This is a genomic window from Bacillus sp. FSL H8-0516, assembly GCF_038635285.1.
GTDB lineage: Bacteria > Bacillota > Bacilli > Bacillales > Bacillaceae > Bacillus > Bacillus safensis.
Genome location: NZ_CP152051.1, coordinates 2,457,418 through 2,478,016 on the forward strand (window position 1 = coordinate 2,457,418; position 20,599 = coordinate 2,478,016).

The following is a 20,599-nucleotide window of genomic DNA, read 5'->3' on the forward strand; positions in this document are numbered from 1 at the left end:
CATTACACAACACTAAAATAAATACAAGAAAAAATTTTCACACGGGAGATGGATAGGTTGGTTTATTTAGATTACGCAGCTTCTACACCTGTTTCAGAAGAAGCACTGCATGTTTTTGAGCAGCTGAGTAAAAATTTCTACGGAAATGCAAGCAGTCTTCATGATGCTGGGGGAAAAGCAAATGACATATTGACTTACAGCAGACAATCACTCGCTGCCATGATCGAGGGTGAACCAGATGGGATCTACTTTACAAGCGGTGGAACTGAATCCAATCTCCTTGCGATTCAATCGATCATCCATGGACTACCAGCACATCAACAGCATGTCATCACAACTTCAGTCGAGCACCCTTCGGTTCATCATGCAGTTAGCAGCTTAGAGCGTCTTGGCGTAAAAGTCACGATCATTGAACCGAATCAGGATGGAATCATAACAGAGGACATTCTCAAAAAAGCAATATTGCCTGAAACAGGGCTCGTATCTATTCAGCATGCTAATTCAGAAACAGGGATTATCCAGCCGCTTGCTGAATTAGCACCTCTTTTAAAAGAAAGGAACATTCTTTTTCATACAGATGCTGTGCAAACATTTGGAAAGGTACGTGTGTCCATCAAAGAACTTGGAGTCGATGCCGTGTCCATCTCAAGTCATAAAGTGTATGCTCCTAAAGGCGCTGGTGCCGTTTATATGGGCGCTCATGTTCCTTGGAAACCTTTATATACAGGAGCAGTTCAGGAAAATGGCTTACGTCCAGGGACAGTAAACGTCCCGTGTATCGGTGCTTTTGCTGCTGCAAGTGAACAAGCAATGCTTAGGCTGGATGAACAGCAAAAATTAGATGAACAGCTGCGTGATTATTTTCTTCAGCAGTTAAAAATCAGACAGCTGCCAGTTCGTACACTTCAGGACAATGACAATCGCCGTACGCTGCCTCATATTATTGGTTGTTTTTTTGAAGGGTTTGAAGGACAATATGTAATGTTAGCATGTAACCGGCATGGGATTTGTCTATCAACTGGAAGCGCATGTGCTTCTGGTTATCACCATCCTTCCCCTGCTGTGAAGGCATTGCGTGTATCAGATCGTGATGCCCTTCAATTTATTCGACTATCATTTGGATGGCAGTCATCAAAAGATGACATCGATCAGCTTTTGCATACATTTGAGCATTTGCAAAAGGAGAAGAAGGGAGCTTAGGACGTGGAGCAAGAGAGGAAACTCATTGGCGAAGAAAGAAGAACCGCCATTTTAGAGTGGCTGAAAGAAACAGACACACCGCTTACTGGAAGCTTTTTAGCTAAAAAAGCGGCTGTCTCTCGACAAGTCATTGTACAAGATATTTCATTATTAAAAGCAAAAAATGAACCCATTATTGCCACAAGCCAAGGCTATGTGTATATGGCAGCGCAGCATGCGCCAGAAAGAGAAATTGAACAAATCATCGCCTGCAAGCATGATCCTGCTCGTACAGAAGAGGAACTGACCTTGATTGTAGACTTTGGAGTGACGGTGAAAGATGTGATCATTGAGCACCCTGTTTATGGTGAACTAACGGCCTCCATTCGCGTCAGCACACGGAAACAAGTCGCTGATTTTGTCCATCATATTTCTAACACCGGCGCGTCCTACTTGTCAGAACTAACAGACGGCGTGCATCTGCATACTCTCACTTCTTACAGCCAAAAGCAGCTTGACCAAGCCATTCAAGCGCTGGATGATGCTGGGTTTTTAATAAAAGACTAAAAAAATAGTGTCCTGCACGGGACACTATTTTTCATTCGTTAATTCATATGTTTGATAGCTGCCGAGCAGCTTGACCTCACAGCCAACCGCTTCTAATTCTTGAATCGCACCAGGGACTAGGACATCATCCATTTCTTTTTCGATGTCAATAATAAATAAATAATGTCCAAGACCTGTTTTTGTCGGACGGGATTCAATTTTTGACAAGTTGAGATTCCGCCAAGAAAAAGCAGACAGCACGCGGTGCAATGCGCCTGATTGGTCATCCTTAGGCAGACTGACCACAATGGTCGTTTTTGGCTTTGATGAGAAACCAGAATTCATTGGGAACGATGCGTTAGGATCTTTATGTAAAATCACAAAGCGTGTATGGTTGTGCGGATAATCATGAATGTCTTTTTTCGCAATCGTCAAACCATACGTTTTTGCGGCAATTTCATTGGCAATAGCCCCAACAGCTTCATCTGGATGCTCACTGATGTATTTTGCTGCATAACCTGTTGATTCTACTGGCCGATGAGGAATATGAGGGTACTGCTTTTTCAGAAATTGATGACACTGGGCAATCGCGTGAGGATGCGACTGAATGACATCTAACGTCTCCCAGCTCTCCGCTCTTGATGGGTGGACAAGCAAATGCTGCCGAATTGGTGCTGTCATCTCCCCCACAATGGACAGCGCTTCTTCATGAATTAAATAATCAATCGTTAAGTTCACAGAGCCTTCGAGGGCATTTTCAAGTGGAACGACCGCCAAATCGACTTCGCCTTTTGACACAGCATCCATACATTGCGGAATCGTTGCATAGGCACGCTGCACCGCATCTTTTGGAAAACAAGAGCATACGGCCAAATGAGTAAATGTTGCTTCTGGTCCAAAATAACCTACAGTTAATTGCTTCATCTGCTATGATCTCTCCTTTTACGCCCCAGAACCGAGAATTTCGACTTTTTCGACAAATTCAAGCTTTCTTAATTGATTCATGACGGTGTTGATATCATCTGCCATACCAGCTGTACTAATTGATAAGGTGACATTCGCTCTTCCTTGCAGCGGAATCGTTTGGTGAATGGATAACACATTACAGCCAGAGTCAGCCACAATTTGAAGCAGTCTTGATAAAGCCCCAGACCGATCCTCAAGGTGGAAAAACAATGTGATGATCTGCTCTTTTACCATTGTATAAAATGGAAAAACAGCATCTCGGTATTTATAAAAAGCACTGCGGCTTAAATCCGCTTTTTGAACAGCATCGGCAACTGAATCCGCTTTTTTGCGATCGAGAAGCTTTTTGACTTCAAGCGTTTTTCGCATCGCATCTGGAAGTACATCCTCTCTTACTAAATAGAACGTTTCTTCTTTCACCTGTTTTCTCCCCTTTTAAAAACGGGAGAGCCCATGGTCTGGACCCTCCTTTTGATCAATCAATAAATTCGAATTCAAATTCAAGCAGACGAATGATGTCGCCATCTTTTGCACCGCGCTCACGCAAGGCATCATCGACACCCATTCCGCGCAGCTGTCTAGAGAATCGTTTAACAGATTCATCTCTTGAGAAGTCTGTCATCTTAAACAGACGCTCAAGTGCTTTACCCGTTAAGACAAATGTGCCATCAGGATCTCTAGAGATCTCAAATGGTGCATCGCCTTCATCAAACCTGTACATCACGCGGTTATCCGACAGCTCCTCTTCATTATAGAGCGGGAATTCCGGTGTTGTTTCAAGCTGATTGGCGATTTCAAATAAGAGCTCACGAAGCCCTTCTCTTGTGATCGCACTAATCGGGAACACTTTATGATCATCCGTTAATTTTTCTTTAAATGCCTCTAGATTGTCAGCTGCATCTGGCATGTCCATTTTGTTCGCAACAATGATTTGCGGACGCTCTGTCAATCTCATATTGTACTGCTCAAGCTCTTCATTAATCGTCACGTAGTCTTCGTATGGGTCACGCCCTTCAAGTCCAGACATATCAATGACATGGACAATGACACGTGTACGCTCAATATGACGTAAAAATTGATGACCTAAGCCAACGCCTTCGTGCGCTCCTTCGATCAGTCCTGGCAGATCCGCCATAACAAAGCTTCGGTTATCGTCTGTTTCAACAACCCCGAGGTTCGGTACAAGCGTTGTAAAATGATAATCCGCAATTTTTGGTTTCGCAGAAGAGACAATCGAGAGCAGCGTTGACTTCCCGACACTTGGGAAACCAACAAGTCCAACATCTGCAAGTACTTTTAATTCTAAGATGACGTCACGTTCTTTACCTGGCTCACCGTTTTCAGACAGCTGTGGTGCAGGGTTTGCTGGTGTTGCGAAGCGTGAATTCCCACGTCCGCCACGTCCGCCTTTGGCAATGACAGCCCGCTGCCCATGCTCTGTCAAGTCAGCTAGTACTTGTTCCGTCTCTGCATCTGTCACAACCGTACCCGGTGGAACTTTGACAATCATTTCTTCCGCATTTCGGCCATGCTGGTTTTTACTCATTCCGTGCTCGCCGCGGTCAGCCTTGAAATGGCGCTTATAACGAAAGTCCATTAACGTTCTAAGTCCTTCGTCTACTTCAAATACAACATCTGCACCATTTCCGCCGTCGCCGCCTGCTGGGCCGCCCTTTGGTACATATTTTTCACGACGGAACGCCACCATACCGTTTCCGCCGTCACCGCCTTTAACATACACTTTAACCTGATCTACAAACATAACTTCCTCCGTTTCTCTGCATCACATATCTCGTTCTTGCCTCAAACAAAGCTCAATCATGGACTCATGAGGCGTCACATGAAATTGCGTTATACTCATACATGGATAGTTTGCGTCATGAAACGCATTTAACGCATCCAAACTTGTTAATTTTCCTTTGAAATCAAAATATAAGATCACATCATTTTCTTCATGATCTGTTTGGAAAGTGACCGTTAAATGATTTTCAGTTTTTTGGCAAACTGATTGATCGAATATCGAAAACAACTCCTGTGATACCGTTAGCAGCTGCGATTCATATGCTGATAAGTCTCGGGTTTCACCAAGCACTTCATATTCTAAGGTGATAAAATGCGACTCCCAATTAAATGTTAGAAAGTAATAGGCCAATTGGGGAATTTTTAAATTTGAGAGTTTGGATTCATGCTGTGCTTCAATGACCATTTCTTCTATAATTTCAAACACGCGGTCATATTTTTCTAATGTCAAGTTGCCTTTGATCAGCTGTAATTTATTCATCCAGTCGTGTCTTGAACGACTGAGCAGATAGATCAATTCATTTGTTAATGCAACGTGAGTTAATTTTTCATTTTCTTTACTTGGTATCTCTTCCATTATCGCACTCCCAATCGTTTGGTCTCTCTTTTAGGAGTCTTATCATCAATATGTCTCCCTGAATTATAACAGAGAAGACAGCATAGAAAAACACTAGTTATGTGAGGAAAGGTTGTTTTTTCTGATCGTATAGGAGAAAATGAGGCAAAGTCAGCAAACGTTCTTTGATATTTATGGAGTGCATCTTCTTTTATCATCTTCGGTACTGCTTGTAAAAAGTGAAAAAAACTCCAGTCAATGACCGGAGTTTTTAGCAATTATTGTGCCGCAGGATATACGCTCACTTTTTTACGGTCACGACCGAAACGTTCGAATTTAACCGTTCCGTCGATTTTAGCGAAAAGAGTGTCGTCGCCTCCGCGTCCAACGTTTTCACCTGGATAGATTTTCGTTCCACGTTGACGATAAAGGATAGAACCACCAGTTACGAATTGACCATCAGCACGTTTAGCGCCTAAACGTTTAGACTCAGAGTCACGTCCGTTCTTTGTAGAACCTACCCCTTTTTTAGATGCGAAAAATTGAAGATCTAATCTAAGCATGAAGTTCACCTCCTATTTTTTTGTTGATATTCTCACATAATCGTGATAATCTCGTTCAATTGTCTCTAAGGAAACGACCATGCCTTCTAAAAGCAGCTGGGCTTTTTCAAAGGATACTGGATCTGTATCAGCCGGCAGTTCAAAAGAGAAGTAGCCGCCTTCTTCACCAATATCAAGCAGTGGGTCCAATCCTGTCAGTGCAATAATTGAATTGACTGAGCCGAAAACAACAGCAGATACACCTGCACAAACGAGATCCTGACCTTTTTCAGCAAACTCGGCATGTCCAGTCATCTGAAAAGACGTAATGCTTTCATCTGCTGATGACCGAGTAATGGTTGCTTTGATCATATCACTCACACGCCTTAAGCGTTGATTTTTTCGATAACAACTTTAGTGTAAGGTTGACGATGACCTTGTTTCTTGTGGTTGTTTTTCTTCGGTTTGTACTTGAACACAGTAATTTTCTTACCGCGACCTTGTTTTTCAACTTTAGCCGTTACTGTTGCTCCAGCAACTGAAGGGTTACCCACTTTGACAGTGTCTCCGCCGACAAACAATACGTTTTCGAAAGTTACTGTTTCACCTGCTTCAGCAGCTAGTTTTTCAACATAAACAGTTTGACCTTCTTCAACTTTTACTTGTTTACCACCAGTTTCGATAATTGCGTACATCTCTGCACCTCCTAATAAACTCAGACTCGCCGAATACAGGGGGCCATAGGCACTTTACACCTGCTCCGCGCGGTTGTAGCACGGGTGCTACATATCCATAACATTAAAAAATATATCAAACTAGACGCAGAATGTCAATGTATTTTCACCATTAGTACGGTAAAAGAAGCTCTTCCATTGAGGAGGTGGTTCTGCGATCTGAAAAATACGCATGGAGCAGTTCATTTTCATCAAGCTGGCTCATCTTCACGCCATCTCTTTCAATAATAATTGGATGCTTACAGCCCCTTTGAAATCGTGCCATCACTTCGTATACTTTCTCCTCTGCACTTGCTCTCAGCGGAATCAGTTTTTCTACCTTTTGCTCTTTTTTACCGTAATACCGTTCTAGTAAAAAGCGAACCCTGACGTAATGCCGCTGCCTATGCTCCATCACGAGTGAATAAGCTAAAAAAGTAAGCAGCACCCAGCCATTGAATTGCAGCGGTGCAAACAAAAGTAACCCTCCTGTCAATAGACCGAAAAAGACAAGTGAGCCTTTTATTGCTAGGGCATGTGCACGTTGGAAAGGGTAAAAAACAGATAAGAGCAAAAAGAATAATTTTCCGCCATCAAGCGGCCAAACGGGCAAAAGATTCACAAGGAAAATCGCCATATTATAAAAGGTAAACATCGTAAAGACGTCGTGAGAGATAAGAGAAGCCTCCATGAAAAGCCATGCCATGAGCTGGAGCGGTACATGCTGAAGCGGCCCGCACAAAATGACCGCCAGCTCTTCTTTTAACGGACGGTTCCCATGTTCCTCTACTTCCACCGTTCCGCCAAATGGCAGTAAAAAAATCCGCCGAATGCGCCAATGATAATAGCAGGCAGCCGCTGCATGTCCAAGTTCATGGACACAAACAATCACAAGCAGACAAAGCAGCGGCTTGATTTGACCTGACAGAATCGCAAACGCCATCACAATCCACAGCAGCGGATGGATGTGAATTTTCGTCAGCATGAGCAGCCATCTATTCAAAGGTCATCACCTGAATAGGATCGATAAATTGTTCATTTTGCTTAATGGCAAAGTAATACGTGCCCTTCCCTTGATCATCAAGCGAAATCTGGCCAATTTTTTCACCCTTATCGACAAAATCGTATAAGGCCACATCGGCTTTCTTTAATTGACCGTACCAGCTATAGCTGTTATCTGCATGCTGCACTACAACGGTAAGCCCTGTATCGCTTTGCTTTTTCACCTCGACCACGTAGCCTTCCTTCATACTATCAATGGCTTCAGCGGATGTCTCCACTTTGACACCTGCTCCATTTTGTGTAAAGGATTCCTGCACTTTACCAGAGGCAGGAACAGCGAGTTCTTGATTCGCTTGTACGTCCTTTTGGCCATTTTTTTTCTCTGTTAAAAAAGCCAGCGGATGTCCAACTGTTTTTTCAAACCAGCGGTTAGCAGCAGCAAATTGAAAATCTTGCTCAAAAGTCTGAGTAATCATTGGCTTCAGCTGCTGAAACGGACCTGTCTGACCTTTAAATGAAATGGCTGCAATCAAGACAAGGGACGCTGATAATAAGCATTTAAGCACAAAGGTATTCGGGTTAAATAAGGGATGACGGTATTTCTTTGGCTGATGGGACGCCGGTTCATAGGAGGTCGAGCCAGAATGCTTTTCTTCCTCTGTCAGCATAACCCATGGCGGGATATCTTCTTTTTTCTTGAAAGCCGTCTTCTTAGGGGGAGCAGCTGGCTGCATCATTTTGCGGCGCTGCGCGATTTTCTTTCGGTACTCGTCCACTCTTTTCATGAGATCACCCTTTACATACAAACAGTTTGTACATTTTATGTGACAACCCCATCTGATATGCAACAAAAAGACCGATTCTCATCGAATCGGTCTCAGCATGCAGACAAACCCTTGCATTCAGTGTCAGGTCTGCGCTCCGGTACTCACGACTGTCAAATTCGCTTCGTAAAGGTAGCCGCCTTTTCTAGACTGCAAAGGTTTTCTATCACGCTTAAATGATTATGCTCTTACACCAAAAAATGCTTTCAGCTTTGCAAACATTCCCTTGTTTTCTTCTTCAAAAGATTGAAGCGGAACAGATTCGCCTAGTACGCGGCGGGCAATATTGCGATAGGCAATCGATACTTTGTTTTTAGCATCCATAACAATCGGTTCACCATTGTTTGAAGCCTTAATCACATCATCATCATCTGCTACGATGCCAAGTAGATCAATTGATAAATGATGTACCACTTCATCTACATCCATTGAATCGCCATTTTTCGCCATGTGTGTACGAATACGATTGACAATCAAACGAGGCGGTTCGATATCTTCTTGTTCTAACAAACCGATGATTCGGTCCGCATCTCTTACAGCTGAGATTTCAGGCGTCGTCACGACAATGGCCTTGTCTGCACCGGATACAGCATTTTTAAAGCCTTGCTCAATTCCAGCAGGGCAGTCAATGACAACATAATCAAAGTCTTGTTTCAATGATTGAATTAATTCTTTGATCTGTTCCGGCTCTACAGCCGTTTTATCACTTGTTTGAGCAGCAGGTAAAAGATACAAAAGATCCTCGAAACGCTTATCTTTTACAAGCGCTTGATGAATTTTGCATCTTCCTTCTACTACATCGACTAGATCATAAATAATGCGGTTTTCTAGCCCCATCACGACATCCAGATTCCGAAGGCCGATATCGGTATCAACTAGACACACTTTTTTCCCTTGAATTGCTAGTGCTGTGCCTAAGTTTGCAGATGTTGTTGTTTTGCCAACGCCGCCTTTTCCTGAGGTAATCACAATAGCCTCGCCCAATTTCACATTCCTCCCTCAAGCCTTGTCAGATTAGGTCTTATATGAGCCAATTGCTGCAGGCGTTCAATGATCATATTGCCATCTATATCTAAATAAGCACATTCCATTTCATTTCCATCTTCTTTTTGGTCTGGTGCACGGTTAAAAACTTGTGCGATGCGAAGCTGTGTTGGAATCATATGAGATGCCGCAATAACAGCCTGTTTGTTGCCATTACATCCAGCATGCGCCACACCTTTTAATGCGCCAAGCACAAAAATATTTCCTCCTGCGCGAATCGTTCCGCCAGGATTGACATCTCCTATTAATAAAAGATCTCCTTCGACATGCAGCACCTGTCCAGAGCGTACAATTTTTGCTACAGAAGTAATTTCAGCCTCTGCTTTTAATCGTCTCGCCTCTTCAGTTGACATGACGTCACTTTCAATGGAGTGGATGACGAGATGTTCATTTTCAGACACCGCTTCAGTCAAACGCGTCTCCTGATCCTCTGTTAAATACCGAAAACCAAGCTTAATATGCACATTGACCTTATGTCCTTCTCTTCCATCTGTATATTGCTCAAGTAATAGAACCTCTCGCAAGCCGGAAAGAAGGTCATCAAACGAACAGTCATCATTCAACTGTAATGTTAATCCGTTTTTTGTACCTTTTATCATCACATATTGCTGTTTTTGAGTTTTCAAGATGCTCACCTCAACAACATACTCATTTCGCCGTAATTGGACAAACTCCTGCTTTTATTCGTCGATCAGTCCTTGTTTCACGTGGGTGAAAAAGAGCCTAAACGGCACAACAAGTATGAGAGACGCAGCAGTATTTAAAAGAATCGTTGGAATAAAGCGTTCGATGACATACGTATTAAACGGCATAATCCCTGGTTGAATTGTCGCTTGAACGCCGTATACATAAAACTCCATCACGGAAACAGCAATAATCGACAGAAAGACAACGACTAACATATTCGTTTGCAGAACTTTAAAGGCTTTTGCTAACAAATAGCAAAGCGCCCCAAAGCCAAACATATGAACACCAAGTATGCCTGTATATGAAATATCATATAAAAGTCCAAAGATAAATCCGTAAATCACACCATATTTTTGATTCACAAAAGCAGTCATAAATACAAGTGCGAGTAAAATGAAATGAGGAGCTAAAATTTGATTCTCTGAAACAAATGGGAGCTTCACTAAATCAACAAAAATGCTGTCAAATACGAAGATAAACAACATGACGAAAGCAAGAAGGACACGTTTCACGAGCCTTCCTCCTTCGTCAATTCAGATGCATCTGCTGTACTTGTGCTGCGATTCACCACAATCACGCGGTCTAAATTGTTGAGTTCAGCCGCTGGTTCTACGTAAATGATCTTTGTCAGGCCGTAATGGTCTGGCTCGATTTCACTTACCTTACCAATCGTTAAGCCTTGCGGGAATACGCCCCCTGCTCCAGATGTTTCAACAAGATCTCCTTTTTTGACATCCCCATCTGCATCGGATTTCAGAATATTCATAGTCAGCATTTTTTTCTTGCTGTCATAACCGTTAATGATTCCATTGAGTTCTTCTTTGCCCTTTTTCGCAAAAATTTTCGTTGAAATTCTATTATTTTGGTCAGTAGAGCTTAGCAATCTTACAGTCGAAGTAAAATTGTTGAGCTTATCACTTTCAATCTTCCCAATTAATGCGCCACTCTCATTAGTGACTGCCATATCTTTTTCCACGCCTTGTTTTTTCCCTTTATCAATCATCACAAAGCTATCCCAAAGAGAAGGGTTTCTTGCGATAACAGTTGATAGAATTGGCGTGTAGTCACGAATAGAGTTCACATAGCCAAGCTGTTTGCGAAGCTTTTTGTTCTCATCTTCTAGTTCTTGAAGTTTCGCCTCATATTGAGTTTGTCCATCAAGTTTTTTTCGAAGACGCTCGTTTTCATCATATGTGTTCTTTAAATCTTGTACGTTCCCATAAATACCGGCAATAAATTGTGATGGTTTATGAAAGACACCTTGAAAAAAGCCTGTCGTATCCCCCACTAATTTTTCCGGCCATGAAGCACCTCTGCCGCTTTTCACTGAAAAACCAATCATGGCCACCAGTACGATGACACAGACAAGGAGCAACATTAATCTTTTATTCATAAAAAACTGCGGCATGTCTTACACCTCTTTAATTACGCCCGATTATCGATTATCTTTTGATTTTCCTTTGAACAAATGAATATGTTCTAGTGCTTTCCCTGTCCCGATTGCCACACAGTCAAGCGGGTCTTCTGCAATAATGACTGGCATTTTCGTTTCATCGCTAATGACTTTGTCAAGATTACGCAACAGTGCACCGCCTCCTGTTAAAACAATTCCGCGGTCCATAATATCTGCTGCGAGCTCAGGCGGGGTTTTTTCAAGAGTCATTTTCACTGCATCGACAATTGTTTCCACCGTATCGCGAAGCGCTTTTGCAATCTCTTCTGCCGTAATAGAGATTGTTTTTGGCAGACCTGTTAAAAGGTCACGTCCACGAATGTCCATCTCATCATGTACGTCAGGCTGCGCAGAACCGATTTCCATTTTAATCGCTTCTGATGTACGATCACCGATCATTAAGTTATACGTTTTACGGATGTAGCTGCTGATCGCATCATCCATCTCATCTCCTGCCACGCGGATTGATTGTGATGTCACAATGCCGCCAAGAGAAATAATCGCTACTTCTGTTGTACCGCCGCCAATATCCACAACCATACTTCCTGTTGGTTCCCATACAGGAAGGTTAGCACCGATTGCCGCAGCAAATGGTTCTTCAATCGGGTATGCGTCACGTGCACCAGCTTGTCTTGTTGCATCAATGACTGCACGCTCTTCTACAGCTGTAATACCAGATGGTACACATACCATGACGTAAGGTTTACGAGCAAAAAGCCCTTTGCCTTTTAATGCTTGATTAATGTAATATTTCATCATTGTTGCTGTCGTCTCGTAATCTGCAATGACACCGTCTTTCATTGGGCGTAGTGCCACAACATTACCAGGTGTACGGCCAATCATGTTTCTAGCATCATTTCCGACTGCCACTATAGACTTCGTATCAGTTTCCAAGGCTACGACCGAAGGTTCTCTTACAACAATGCCTTTTCCTTTAATAAAAACAAGCGTATTCGCTGTGCCAAGATCTATTCCAAGGTCTTTTGTACCAATTCCAAACATATGTATGTATCTTCCTTTCTTAAACCAAAATTCCCTTAGGGAAAAACTCATAAACTCTATTATATCGTAAAACATTGAAAAAAAAAGTGTTACAAATACCCTTTTTCCTTCAAACTCACAAATTTTTGATCACCTATGACAAGATGATCAAGCAGCTGTATTCCAATCAGCTTTCCACATTCAAAAAGTCGCTGTGTGACTTCAATATCTTCCCTGCTCGGCGTCGGATCTCCAGATGGATGGTTGTGCACACATATAAATGAAGCAGCGGACCGTTTAAAGGCCTCTTTGAAAATTTCACGCGGGTGAACGATGGATGAGTTCAAACTTCCAATAAACACGGTATGTTTATGAAGGACTTGATTTTTAGTATTGAGATAAAGACAAACGAAATTTTCCTGTTGTAAAAACCTCATATCTTCCATCACAAAGTTTGCCCCATCCTCTGGTGTGCGGATCACATAGCGGTTGTCCGTCGTTTGATGGTGTAATCTAGTGCCGAGTTCTAAAGCAGCTAAAAGAGAGACAGCCTTCGCCTTTCCAACTCCTCGAATCTTCGACATTTCTTCAATTGAGGCTTCTCTTATAGTGCGAAGACCGCCAAATGTTTGCAGAAGTCTTGCAGAAATTTGAAGAACTGATTCCTTTTTTGTGCCTGTCCTTAAAAGAATCGCAACAAGTTCATGGTTTGACAGACTGCCGGGACCATATTTGATCAATCGTTCTCTCGGCTTTTCATCTTGAGGAAAATGCTTTAGCAACATAGGGAAATCGTTCATGATGCCCACTCCTTTTAGATTCCTTCCTGTCATCAAAAAGGGGTGATTCCAAATGTTTCGAGCACTCTAACTGTTTTGGCAATAGGGAGACCTACAACGGAAAAATAATCACCATCTATTTTTTGAACAAACAGTGCGCCTTTTCCTTGAATGCCATAGCTTCCCGCTTTATCAAGCGGTTCTCCCGTTTCGATATAGCGTTCTATTTCATTTTGCGTAAGTGTCCAAAACGTCACTTCTGTCTGTTCATAAAATGTTTCTTTTCTATTCTCTGACTGAATCGTGACACCCGTCAAGACTTGATGTGTCTTTCCTGACAATAATTGAAGCATTGAGGCCGCTTCTTCCTTGTCTTTTGGTTTCCCAAGACATTTGCCGTCAATTGCAACAATCGTATCTGCACCAATAATCACAGCTTCGGGATATAATATTTGAATATCACTTGCTTTTTGTTCTGCCAACCATTGGACGTTCTCTGCAGGAGAAAAGTTTCGATTTATTTCTTCTTTTAAATCACTTGCTTGAATGTCATAAGAAAACCCTGCTAAATCAAGCAATTCTTTTCTTCTAGGTGATTGAGATGCGAGAATCAATTGGTTCATGTTTGTTCATCCTTTCAGGGTTTAGCCTAAGAAGTAAGATACCCATTTATCCTATCAAATGTATATCTTACCGACAATTTACGAAAATTCATTTTTCATGTTCCTTCATCATTATGTTGGATGCAAAAGAAAAAAACTAGTCATTTTTTGACTAGTTTGGTTTCTTAAAATATGATTTTACGTATTTAATTGATCAAGCAGTGCCTGCTGAGATTTCCACCCGTTTTCAGCAGTAGGTTCATTTAACAGCTGCACCGCTTTCAGCAAACTGCTTTTAGCTGGAGCGTCCATTGTTTTGGCACTTTCAAGCTCAGAGATCAGCTGCGTAACGTCCTTTTGATCCACATCATCCCCTGCAATGACCTTAGAGGATAAAACAGATGCCTTTTCTATTAAACTAGTCAGCTCCTCCGGTACTTGAAATGAGAGTTCCTTGCCTCCCCACGCCTCAAAGTGCTGATCAATCAGCTTCTTCCCAACAGCACTTGTCATGCCCTGTTCTGTCGCAAGCCCAGCAATGACATAATAGCCATCATCCATTGAGACCTTTTTTCCCGCATATCCTGCTTCTTTTAAACTACCAACTAATTCATCTGCTCCTTTCTCAGAGGAAAACTTTCCAGCCTGTACGACATATGTTGAAAAACTGCCAGAGGCGCTTTTTTCATCTTTATTCTCTTTTGATTCATCAGCAGTATCTGCTGGCGGCGCATCCCCGCCCGCTTTCATTGATGATTGATTTCCGGACGCTGAAACGCTGATATCTCCCCCTGATGGATTCTGAGTACCATCTTGACTTAAGCTAAGTGCAAACACACCAAGGCCTGTCCCAAGAACCACTGCAAACACAATCGTTGTCATCACTCTCTTAAACGGGCCGCGGTTTTTACCGAACTTCTGGTCAAAGGAGCCTTTTTTCTTTTGATAAGGTGTGACGACCTTTGGGTCAGAATGATAAATATGATCAGCTGCGTCATCCCACTGGAAGTCTTCTTCTTTCGGTTTAGCCGGTTCTTCCTCGGAAGCAGCTGTCTCCTGTTCTGACTGCCTTTTTTCCTCCCAATTCGAAAACGTCACTTGATCATCCTCTTGCTGTTTTGGCGGCTGGTGGTCATCTTCATGAAGCATTTCTTCTTTGCCATTAATATTGACTTTTAACCCTTGTTTTTTTGCCTGCCTTTTTTTCACTGTCATTCCCCGCTTTCTGACATTGTTTGTAAGAAAGACCTTTTTGTCCAATGAATCAGCGCGAATGTAACCCGTCCTTCTTTCTGTTTCACACTTTAACATAGCGGATAAAAAAAAGAACAAGACTTTTGTCGGCACGGAAAAAAAGTGTTCGCCAATTTTTTCAACCGATCGACCCGGCCAACGGGAGCATGACATGAGCGCCATAGAGATACAGCCAAAAAGAAAAAGAGATCGCAGGAACAAAGGGAAATGGCTCATCTAATCGAAAAGAAAAAACCTTCGCATAGACGATTCCAGCGATACACGAGAGAAAAAGAATGAGAAGGAATGGCTTTAAGCCAAAGCAAAATGCAAGCACACCGAACAGCTTCATATCAGCTCCACCCATGCTATTTGGCTTGAAACGATCTAAACTATAAAACAAGAGAAAGCAAAAAAGAAGCGAAGCCGCTCCTTCCCACCAAATAAGAAGAGGTTCAAGCGTGCGGTATATGACGAAAAGAGGGAAAAAGAAGAGAAACAGCTCGTTTGGCACCCTCATATAAAGGAGATCGCTCACGACAGCAATCACAAATAAACTACAAAGAATCACAAGAAAAAGACCTTCAAACGAAATACCAGCGATTCTATACATGAGCAAAAAAAGACTGCCTGACAGCAGCTCAATCAGTGGAGATAGCATTGGCAGCCGAGTGCCGCAATGTTTACAAGTTCCCCTCAATAATGCATACGAAACTAGCGGAATCATCTCGCGCAAGGAAAGCGGCTGTTTACAGGCTGTGCAGTGAGAACGAGGAAAAAGAATAGACCGCTTCAGTGGCAGCCTTTCACCGACTAGATGAAAGAATGACCCCATGGTGACGCCCGCAAGAAACACAAAAATGCCTATCATATATCGTGACCCCTTCCGAGAATAAGATAGACCGGATTTTACCATGACCGTATTCATTGTGCACATAGCAAAAATATGATTTTACTTCCCTTCTGCGTATCAAAAGAAAAAAACGCAAGAGGCATTGAAGCCATTTGCGTTTTTTTGTTATCCGATCATACGATTTCTTATATCTGAAATAAAATAAAGAGAGCCAGTCACAAGAATCACCGCTGAAGGATCATCATTTTTTTTCTGAATGAACTCAAGCACTGTACGAGGGTCATCATCATACGACTTTGCGTCTAACTGACTGCATACATAAAGCTTTTCAGCTGATTCGGCTCTTGGAAAATCAAATGAAACAAAATGGATAGAAGAACTTACAGCTTCAAGCTTTTGAATCATTTGCTTGTACGGCTTATCTTTTAAAGCACTAAAACATATATGCACCTCTTTACTAGAAAAATGAGCTTGTACGGTTTCAATTAAACGGTCGATCCCTTCTTCATTATGTGCGCCGTCTAAATACACTGGAGGATGATCTTTGACCTTTTCAAACCTCCCAGCCCAAACTGCCTGCCGAATACCTTCATATATTTGCTCTTTTGTCACGCTAATATAGCCTTCTTGCTCCAGCCATTCAATGAGTAAAACAGCAAGGGAAGCATTTTGCCTTTGATGCGTTCCAATTAATCCTGTTTCAAGCTGAGAATACTGCCTTTTTGATGTGCGTAACGTGAAACGTTCACCTGTTTCTGTCGGCTGCTGCTCATCAAAGCTGCAAGTATCTTGTAAGGAAATATATTCGGCATTCTTTTCTTTTGCTGTGTTTTGAATGACAGCAAGAGCTTCTGGCTGGTGGACTGCCGTAATCATTGGAATACCCTCTTTGATAATACCCGCTTTTTCAGCTGCAATCTGTTCAAGTGTGTCACCTAAAATGGCCATATGATCATGACCAATCGACGTAATCGCTGTTAAGATTGGCACAGCAATATTTGTAGAATCAAGCCTTCCGCCAAGCCCTGTTTCCAAGAGGACAAAGTCTACTTGGTGCACATGAGCAAAATAAGCAAATGCACATGCTGTAATGATTTCAAATTCTGTTGCTGCGCCAAGCTCTGTTTGATCTAATTCATCAACAAGAGGCTTGATTTCATTCACCAAACTCAGCCATTCTTCATCCTCTATAGGCGCTCCGTTCACGCTGATTCTTTCATTGAACGTTAGTATAAACGGAGAGGTGAAGGTTCCGACTGAATAGCCAGCTTCCTGTAAAACAGAACGTGTAAACGCAATGGTTGATCCTTTGCCATTTGTACCTGCAACATGTACTGCTTTTATGCTTTGTTCCGGATTTCCTAGTCTGTTCATCAGCCATTTCATTCGTTCAAGACCCGGTTTTACGCCAAAGGCCAGTCTGCTGTGAATCCACTCAATCGCTTCATGGTAGGTTGTAAACAATGTCATCTCTCATTTCATACGAAATTTTCAAAAAAGACGACTCCATTTCATTAGGAGCCGTCTTTTCACTCTTATGCTTTCAGCTCTTCAATACGCTTTTGAACAGCTTCGCGTTTTGCGACATAATCACGTTCTTTCGCACGCTCTTCTTCTACGACACTTTCAGGCGCTTTTTTCATAAAGCCTTCATTGCCAAGCTTTTTCTGAACTCGTTCCACTTCTTTTGTCAGTTTATCAAGCTCTTTTTGCAGACGAGCAATTTCTTCATCTAAGTTGATTAAGCCTTCAAGCGGCAGAATGAGTTCTGCTCCAGAAATGACAGCCGTCATCGCTTTATCACTAGCTGGGACATCTGTGCCAATTTCAAGAACACTTGGGTTCGTGAATCGCTCAATATATGAACGATTTTTCTCTAAACGTTCCTGAACATCAGACGTAGATGCTTTAATGTAAAGCTCAACTTGTTTGCTCATTGGCGTGTTCACTTCACTGCGAATGTTACGAACAGAACGAATGAGTTCAACAAGCAGCTTCATATCAGCAGAAGCTTGTTCGTTGGAAAGCTCCGGCTTCACTTCAGGCCATGCCGCTACAGTAATAGACTCACCTTCATGCGGTAGATGCTGCCAGATTTCTTCTGTTAAGAACGGCATAAACGGATGTAAAAGTCTCATTGTTTGATCTAATACATACGCAAGGATCGAACGAGTCGTTTTCTTTGCTGCTTCGTCTTCACCATAAAGCGGAAGCTTCGCCATTTCAATGTACCAATCACAGAAATCATCCCAAATGAAGTTGTATAAATGTCTGCCCACTTCACCGAATTCATACTTGTCAGCAAGCTGTGTGACACTTTCAATTGTTTCATTTAAGCGTGTTAAAATCCATTGATCAGCAACTGATTTTTCTCCTGATAAATCAAGCTCATCATACGTTAAACCATCCATATTCATTAAAGCAAAACGGGATGCGTTCCAAATTTTGTTCGCAAAGTTCCAAGTGGATTCAACCTTTTCAAAGCTAAAACGAAGATCCTGGCCTGGTGAGCTTCCAGTCGCTAAGAAATATCTTAATGAATCCGCACCGTATTTGTCGATGACCTCCATTGGATCAATTCCGTTGCCAAGCGACTTACTCATTTTACGTCCTTGTTCGTCGCGGATGAGCCCATGAATGAGGACATCTTTAAACGGTTTTTCTCCTGTGAATTCAAGACCTTGGAAGATCATGCGGGATACCCAGAAGAAAATGATGTCATAGCCTGTTACAAGCAGATTGGTTGGGTAGTAGCGCTTGAAGTCTTCACTGTCTGCATCTGGCCAGCCCATTGTAGAAAACGGCCACAGCGCTGAACTAAACCATGTATCAAGTACATCGTTATCCTGTTCCCAGTTCTCAATATCTTCTGGTGCTTCAAGTCCAACGTATACTTCTTTCGTTTCTTTATGATACCAAGCCGGAATGCGGTGTCCCCACCATAGCTGACGAGAAATACACCAGTCACGGATATTTTCCATCCAATGTAAATATGTCTTTTCAAATCGGTCTGGAACAAATTGAACTTGGTCGTCCCCTTTTTGCAGATGAATGGCTTCGTCTGCCAGCGGCTGCATTTTCACAAACCATTGTGTCGATAAATACGGTTCAACGACAGCTCCACTTCGCTCACTATGACCAACTGAATGCATGTGGTCTTCAATTTTGAACAAAATGCCTTCCTCTTGTAAATCCTTCACAAGCTGTTTGCGGCATTCGAAACGGTCCATTCCTTTGTATTTCAGGGCATTCGCATTCATTGTGCCATCTTCATTCATGACAAGAATACGCTCAAGCCCATGGCGGTTTCCAAGCTCAAAGTCATTCGGATCATGAGCAGGTGTAATTTTCACAGCACCTGAACCAAACTCCATATCGACATAGTCATCACCGACGATTGGGATTTCACGGCCTGTAATTGGTAAAACCACTGTTTTTCCAATCAAATGCTGATAGCGTTCGTCATCAGGGTGTACGGCTACGGCTGTATCCCCCAGCATAGTTTCAGGTCTTGTTGTCGCAATTTCAATTGAACCTGTTCCATCTGAAAGCGGATATCTCAAGTGATAAAACGCACCTTGAACATCCTTATAAATCACTTCAATATCAGAAAGTGCCGTTTTCGTTGCTGGATCCCAGTTAATGATGTACTCTCCGCGATAAATAAGCCCTTTTTCATACAATTGAACAAACACTTGGCGAACGGCTTTATTCAGACCTTCATCTAAAGTAAAACGTTCACGGGAGTAATCGAGGCCAAGTCCCATTTTCGCCCACTGGCTGCGAATAAAATCTGCATATTCTTCTTTCCACTTCCACGTTTCTTCCACAAATTTCTCCCGGCCAAGGTCATACCGGCTTACGCCTTCTTCGCGAAGCTTTGCCTCGACTTTTGCTTGAGTCGCAATACCGGCATGGTCCATACCTGGAAGCCAAAGAACGTCATAGCCCTGCATCCGTTTCATACGTGTCACGATGTCTTGTAGTGTAGAATCCCATGCATGCCCAAGGTGCAGTTTTCCTGTCACGTTTGGTGGAGGAATGACGACTGTATATGGATCTTTCGTTTTGTCATTTTGTGCTTCGAAGAATTTCCCTTCAAGCCAGTACGTATAGCGGTCTTTTTCAATCGCATTTGGATCGTATTTTGTTGGCATTTCTTGATTATTTGTTTCCATTTGTGTAACCTCCACATTTTTTCGGCTGATGAAACATAAAAAAAGCCTTTCCATCCTTATAAAAGGACGAAAAAGCTTTTTCGCGGTACCACCTTTTTTCACGAGACACATACACGTGTCCCATACACTCTAAAGGATAACGGGGTTCTCCCGAATTTCTCTACTTGTTCATTCAAGAAATTAAGCTCACAGGCGACCTTCCAAACAAGTACATCCTAGGAAACCTTTCAGCTCTTGGCTTCCCTCTCTTTAGGGTCTTGCTCGTACTCTTCCTGATCCACGCTTACGATATATCACGTTCATCAGCACATACTCATCTTTTATTAATATTACTAAATGCCTTTTGTTTTCGTCAATCATCTTTTCCGCTTTTCTTCTTCTTTATACAAATTGGGCAGGCACCCTTCGCCCTTTTGCCCATATGATAATAACAAAATGAAGAAGGAGGGCGTTTGATTTGAAGAAGATCAATCCTTACACACTTCCCCCCTGGCTGAGACAAATTCGGGCAGTTGCTTCCCAAGTCGTTCTCCCGATTGCTATATTTCAAGGATTTCGTACGATCATTTTCCCTACGACATTTGACGTCCTCATTCTAGGTATTCTTATTTTTCTCGCCTGTGCCTTTCATCTTGATTGGTTTTAAAAACTCATCATTATG

23 protein-coding genes and 2 other annotated features are annotated in these 20,599 nt (G+C 42.4%); of the genes, 3 read left to right on the forward strand and 20 right to left on the reverse strand.

Features of this window, described 5'->3' with window-relative positions:
• The first annotated feature begins 48 nt into the window (after nucleotides 1-48).
• Together MHB67_RS12460 and MHB67_RS12465 are read left to right on the forward strand one after the other, a co-directional pair.
• Nucleotides 49-1,200 (forward strand): IscS subfamily cysteine desulfurase, encoded by a 1,152-nt coding sequence (locus tag MHB67_RS12460; protein WP_269780187.1) that lies wholly within the window; start codon nucleotides 49-51, stop codon nucleotides 1,198-1,200.
• A gap of 3 nt (nucleotides 1,201-1,203) precedes the next feature.
• Nucleotides 1,204-1,746, forward strand: coding sequence for a transcription repressor NadR (locus tag MHB67_RS12465; RefSeq protein WP_041086449.1), 543 nt, complete (start codon nucleotides 1,204-1,206; stop codon nucleotides 1,744-1,746).
• Between the two features lie 24 nt (nucleotides 1,747-1,770).
• Here MHB67_RS12465 and pheA read toward each other — a convergent pair whose 3' ends face one another.
• From pheA to MHB67_RS12565, 20 genes are all read right to left on the reverse strand, one after another.
• Nucleotides 1,771-2,649: a prephenate dehydratase gene (gene pheA, locus MHB67_RS12470; protein WP_122631813.1), complete on the reverse strand. Its 879-nt coding sequence runs from the start codon at nucleotides 2,647-2,649 to the stop codon at nucleotides 1,771-1,773.
• 18 nt (nucleotides 2,650-2,667) lie between these two features.
• The gene (locus tag MHB67_RS12475) at nucleotides 2,668-3,111 is read right to left on the reverse strand and encodes an ACT domain-containing protein (protein WP_008342790.1); all 444 of its coding nucleotides are present in this window, start codon (nucleotides 3,109-3,111) and stop codon (nucleotides 2,668-2,670) included.
• A 55-nt stretch (nucleotides 3,112-3,166) separates the two neighbouring features.
• Nucleotides 3,167-4,453, reverse strand: a complete 1,287-nt coding sequence (obgE, locus tag MHB67_RS12480; protein ID WP_122631812.1) for a GTPase ObgE — start codon at nucleotides 4,451-4,453, stop codon at nucleotides 3,167-3,169.
• 21 nt (nucleotides 4,454-4,474) lie between these two features.
• The gene (locus MHB67_RS12485; RefSeq protein ID WP_024423157.1) at nucleotides 4,475-5,068 is read right to left on the reverse strand and encodes a sporulation initiation phosphotransferase B; all 594 of its coding nucleotides are present in this window, start codon (nucleotides 5,066-5,068) and stop codon (nucleotides 4,475-4,477) included.
• A 257-nt stretch (nucleotides 5,069-5,325) separates the two neighbouring features.
• A complete protein-coding gene (rpmA, locus tag MHB67_RS12490) occupies nucleotides 5,326-5,610 on the reverse strand; it encodes a 50S ribosomal protein L27 (RefSeq protein WP_003216586.1) in 285 nt (94 codons plus the stop codon).
• A 12-nt stretch (nucleotides 5,611-5,622) separates the two neighbouring features.
• Nucleotides 5,623-5,961 (reverse strand): ribosomal-processing cysteine protease Prp, encoded by a 339-nt coding sequence (locus MHB67_RS12495; RefSeq protein ID WP_034279847.1) that lies wholly within the window; start codon nucleotides 5,959-5,961, stop codon nucleotides 5,623-5,625.
• Nucleotides 5,962-5,975: 14 nt separating this feature from the next.
• Entirely contained in the window at nucleotides 5,976-6,284 is a 309-nt protein-coding gene (gene rplU / locus MHB67_RS12500) for a 50S ribosomal protein L21 (protein ID WP_003216781.1), read from the reverse strand.
• A 12-nt stretch (nucleotides 6,285-6,296) separates the two neighbouring features.
• Nucleotides 6,297-6,369 (reverse strand) — a sequence feature (ribosomal protein L21 leader region).
• 66 nt (nucleotides 6,370-6,435) lie between these two features.
• Nucleotides 6,436-7,305, reverse strand: coding sequence for a M50 family metallopeptidase (locus tag MHB67_RS12505; protein ID WP_024423159.1), 870 nt, complete (start codon nucleotides 7,303-7,305; stop codon nucleotides 6,436-6,438).
• The gene (locus MHB67_RS12510; protein ID WP_073206525.1) at nucleotides 7,298-8,089 is read right to left on the reverse strand and encodes a M23 family metallopeptidase; all 792 of its coding nucleotides are present in this window, start codon (nucleotides 8,087-8,089) and stop codon (nucleotides 7,298-7,300) included. Before MHB67_RS12510 ends, MHB67_RS12505 begins: the two co-directional genes overlap by 8 nt.
• A 219-nt stretch (nucleotides 8,090-8,308) precedes the next feature.
• Complete coding sequence (minD, locus tag MHB67_RS12515) at nucleotides 8,309-9,112, reverse strand: septum site-determining protein MinD (protein ID WP_017358134.1); 804 nt, start codon at nucleotides 9,110-9,112, stop codon at nucleotides 8,309-8,311.
• A 2-nt stretch (nucleotides 9,113-9,114) separates the two neighbouring features.
• Nucleotides 9,115-9,798, reverse strand: coding sequence for a septum site-determining protein MinC (gene minC / locus MHB67_RS12520; protein WP_247721575.1), 684 nt, complete (start codon nucleotides 9,796-9,798; stop codon nucleotides 9,115-9,117).
• Nucleotides 9,799-9,852: 54 nt separating this feature from the next.
• Complete coding sequence (gene mreD, locus MHB67_RS12525; RefSeq protein ID WP_024423162.1) at nucleotides 9,853-10,371, reverse strand: rod shape-determining protein MreD; 519 nt, start codon at nucleotides 10,369-10,371, stop codon at nucleotides 9,853-9,855.
• On the reverse strand, nucleotides 10,368-11,267 hold the full coding sequence (gene mreC / locus MHB67_RS12530) for a rod shape-determining protein MreC (protein WP_024423163.1): 900 nt from the start codon (nucleotides 11,265-11,267) through the stop codon (nucleotides 10,368-10,370). Before mreC ends, mreD begins: the two co-directional genes overlap by 4 nt.
• A 27-nt stretch (nucleotides 11,268-11,294) precedes the next feature.
• A complete protein-coding gene (locus MHB67_RS12535) occupies nucleotides 11,295-12,314 on the reverse strand; it encodes a rod shape-determining protein (protein ID WP_007501538.1) in 1,020 nt (339 codons plus the stop codon).
• Nucleotides 12,315-12,403: 89 nt separating this feature from the next.
• Nucleotides 12,404-13,078 carry a DNA repair protein RadC gene (radC, locus tag MHB67_RS12540; protein WP_029706175.1) on the reverse strand — a complete coding sequence of 225 codons (675 nt, stop codon included), beginning with the start codon at nucleotides 13,076-13,078 and terminating at the stop codon, nucleotides 12,404-12,406.
• A 47-nt stretch (nucleotides 13,079-13,125) separates the two neighbouring features.
• Nucleotides 13,126-13,695 (reverse strand): Maf family protein, encoded by a 570-nt coding sequence (locus tag MHB67_RS12545; RefSeq protein WP_342492542.1) that lies wholly within the window; start codon nucleotides 13,693-13,695, stop codon nucleotides 13,126-13,128.
• A 177-nt stretch (nucleotides 13,696-13,872) separates the two neighbouring features.
• Nucleotides 13,873-14,889, reverse strand: coding sequence for an SPOR domain-containing protein (locus tag MHB67_RS12550; RefSeq protein ID WP_342492543.1), 1,017 nt, complete (start codon nucleotides 14,887-14,889; stop codon nucleotides 13,873-13,875).
• Nucleotides 14,890-15,046: 157 nt separating this feature from the next.
• Nucleotides 15,047-15,778, reverse strand: a complete 732-nt coding sequence (locus MHB67_RS12555) for an A24 family peptidase (RefSeq protein WP_122631809.1) — start codon at nucleotides 15,776-15,778, stop codon at nucleotides 15,047-15,049.
• Between the two features lie 147 nt (nucleotides 15,779-15,925).
• Nucleotides 15,926-17,230, reverse strand: a complete 1,305-nt coding sequence (locus MHB67_RS12560) for a folylpolyglutamate synthase/dihydrofolate synthase family protein (protein WP_342492544.1) — start codon at nucleotides 17,228-17,230, stop codon at nucleotides 15,926-15,928.
• Nucleotides 17,231-17,295: 65 nt separating this feature from the next.
• Nucleotides 17,296-19,938, reverse strand: a complete 2,643-nt coding sequence (locus MHB67_RS12565) for a valine--tRNA ligase (RefSeq protein ID WP_103131879.1) — start codon at nucleotides 19,936-19,938, stop codon at nucleotides 17,296-17,298.
• A 59-nt stretch (nucleotides 19,939-19,997) separates the two neighbouring features.
• Nucleotides 19,998-20,227, reverse strand: a binding site (T-box leader).
• A 168-nt stretch (nucleotides 20,228-20,395) separates the two neighbouring features.
• On the opposite strand from MHB67_RS12565, the gene MHB67_RS12570 reads away from it, so the two are divergent.
• Nucleotides 20,396-20,584 (forward strand): hypothetical protein, encoded by a 189-nt coding sequence (locus MHB67_RS12570; protein WP_003216497.1) that lies wholly within the window; start codon nucleotides 20,396-20,398, stop codon nucleotides 20,582-20,584.
• The last annotated feature ends 15 nt before the right edge of the window (nucleotides 20,585-20,599 follow it).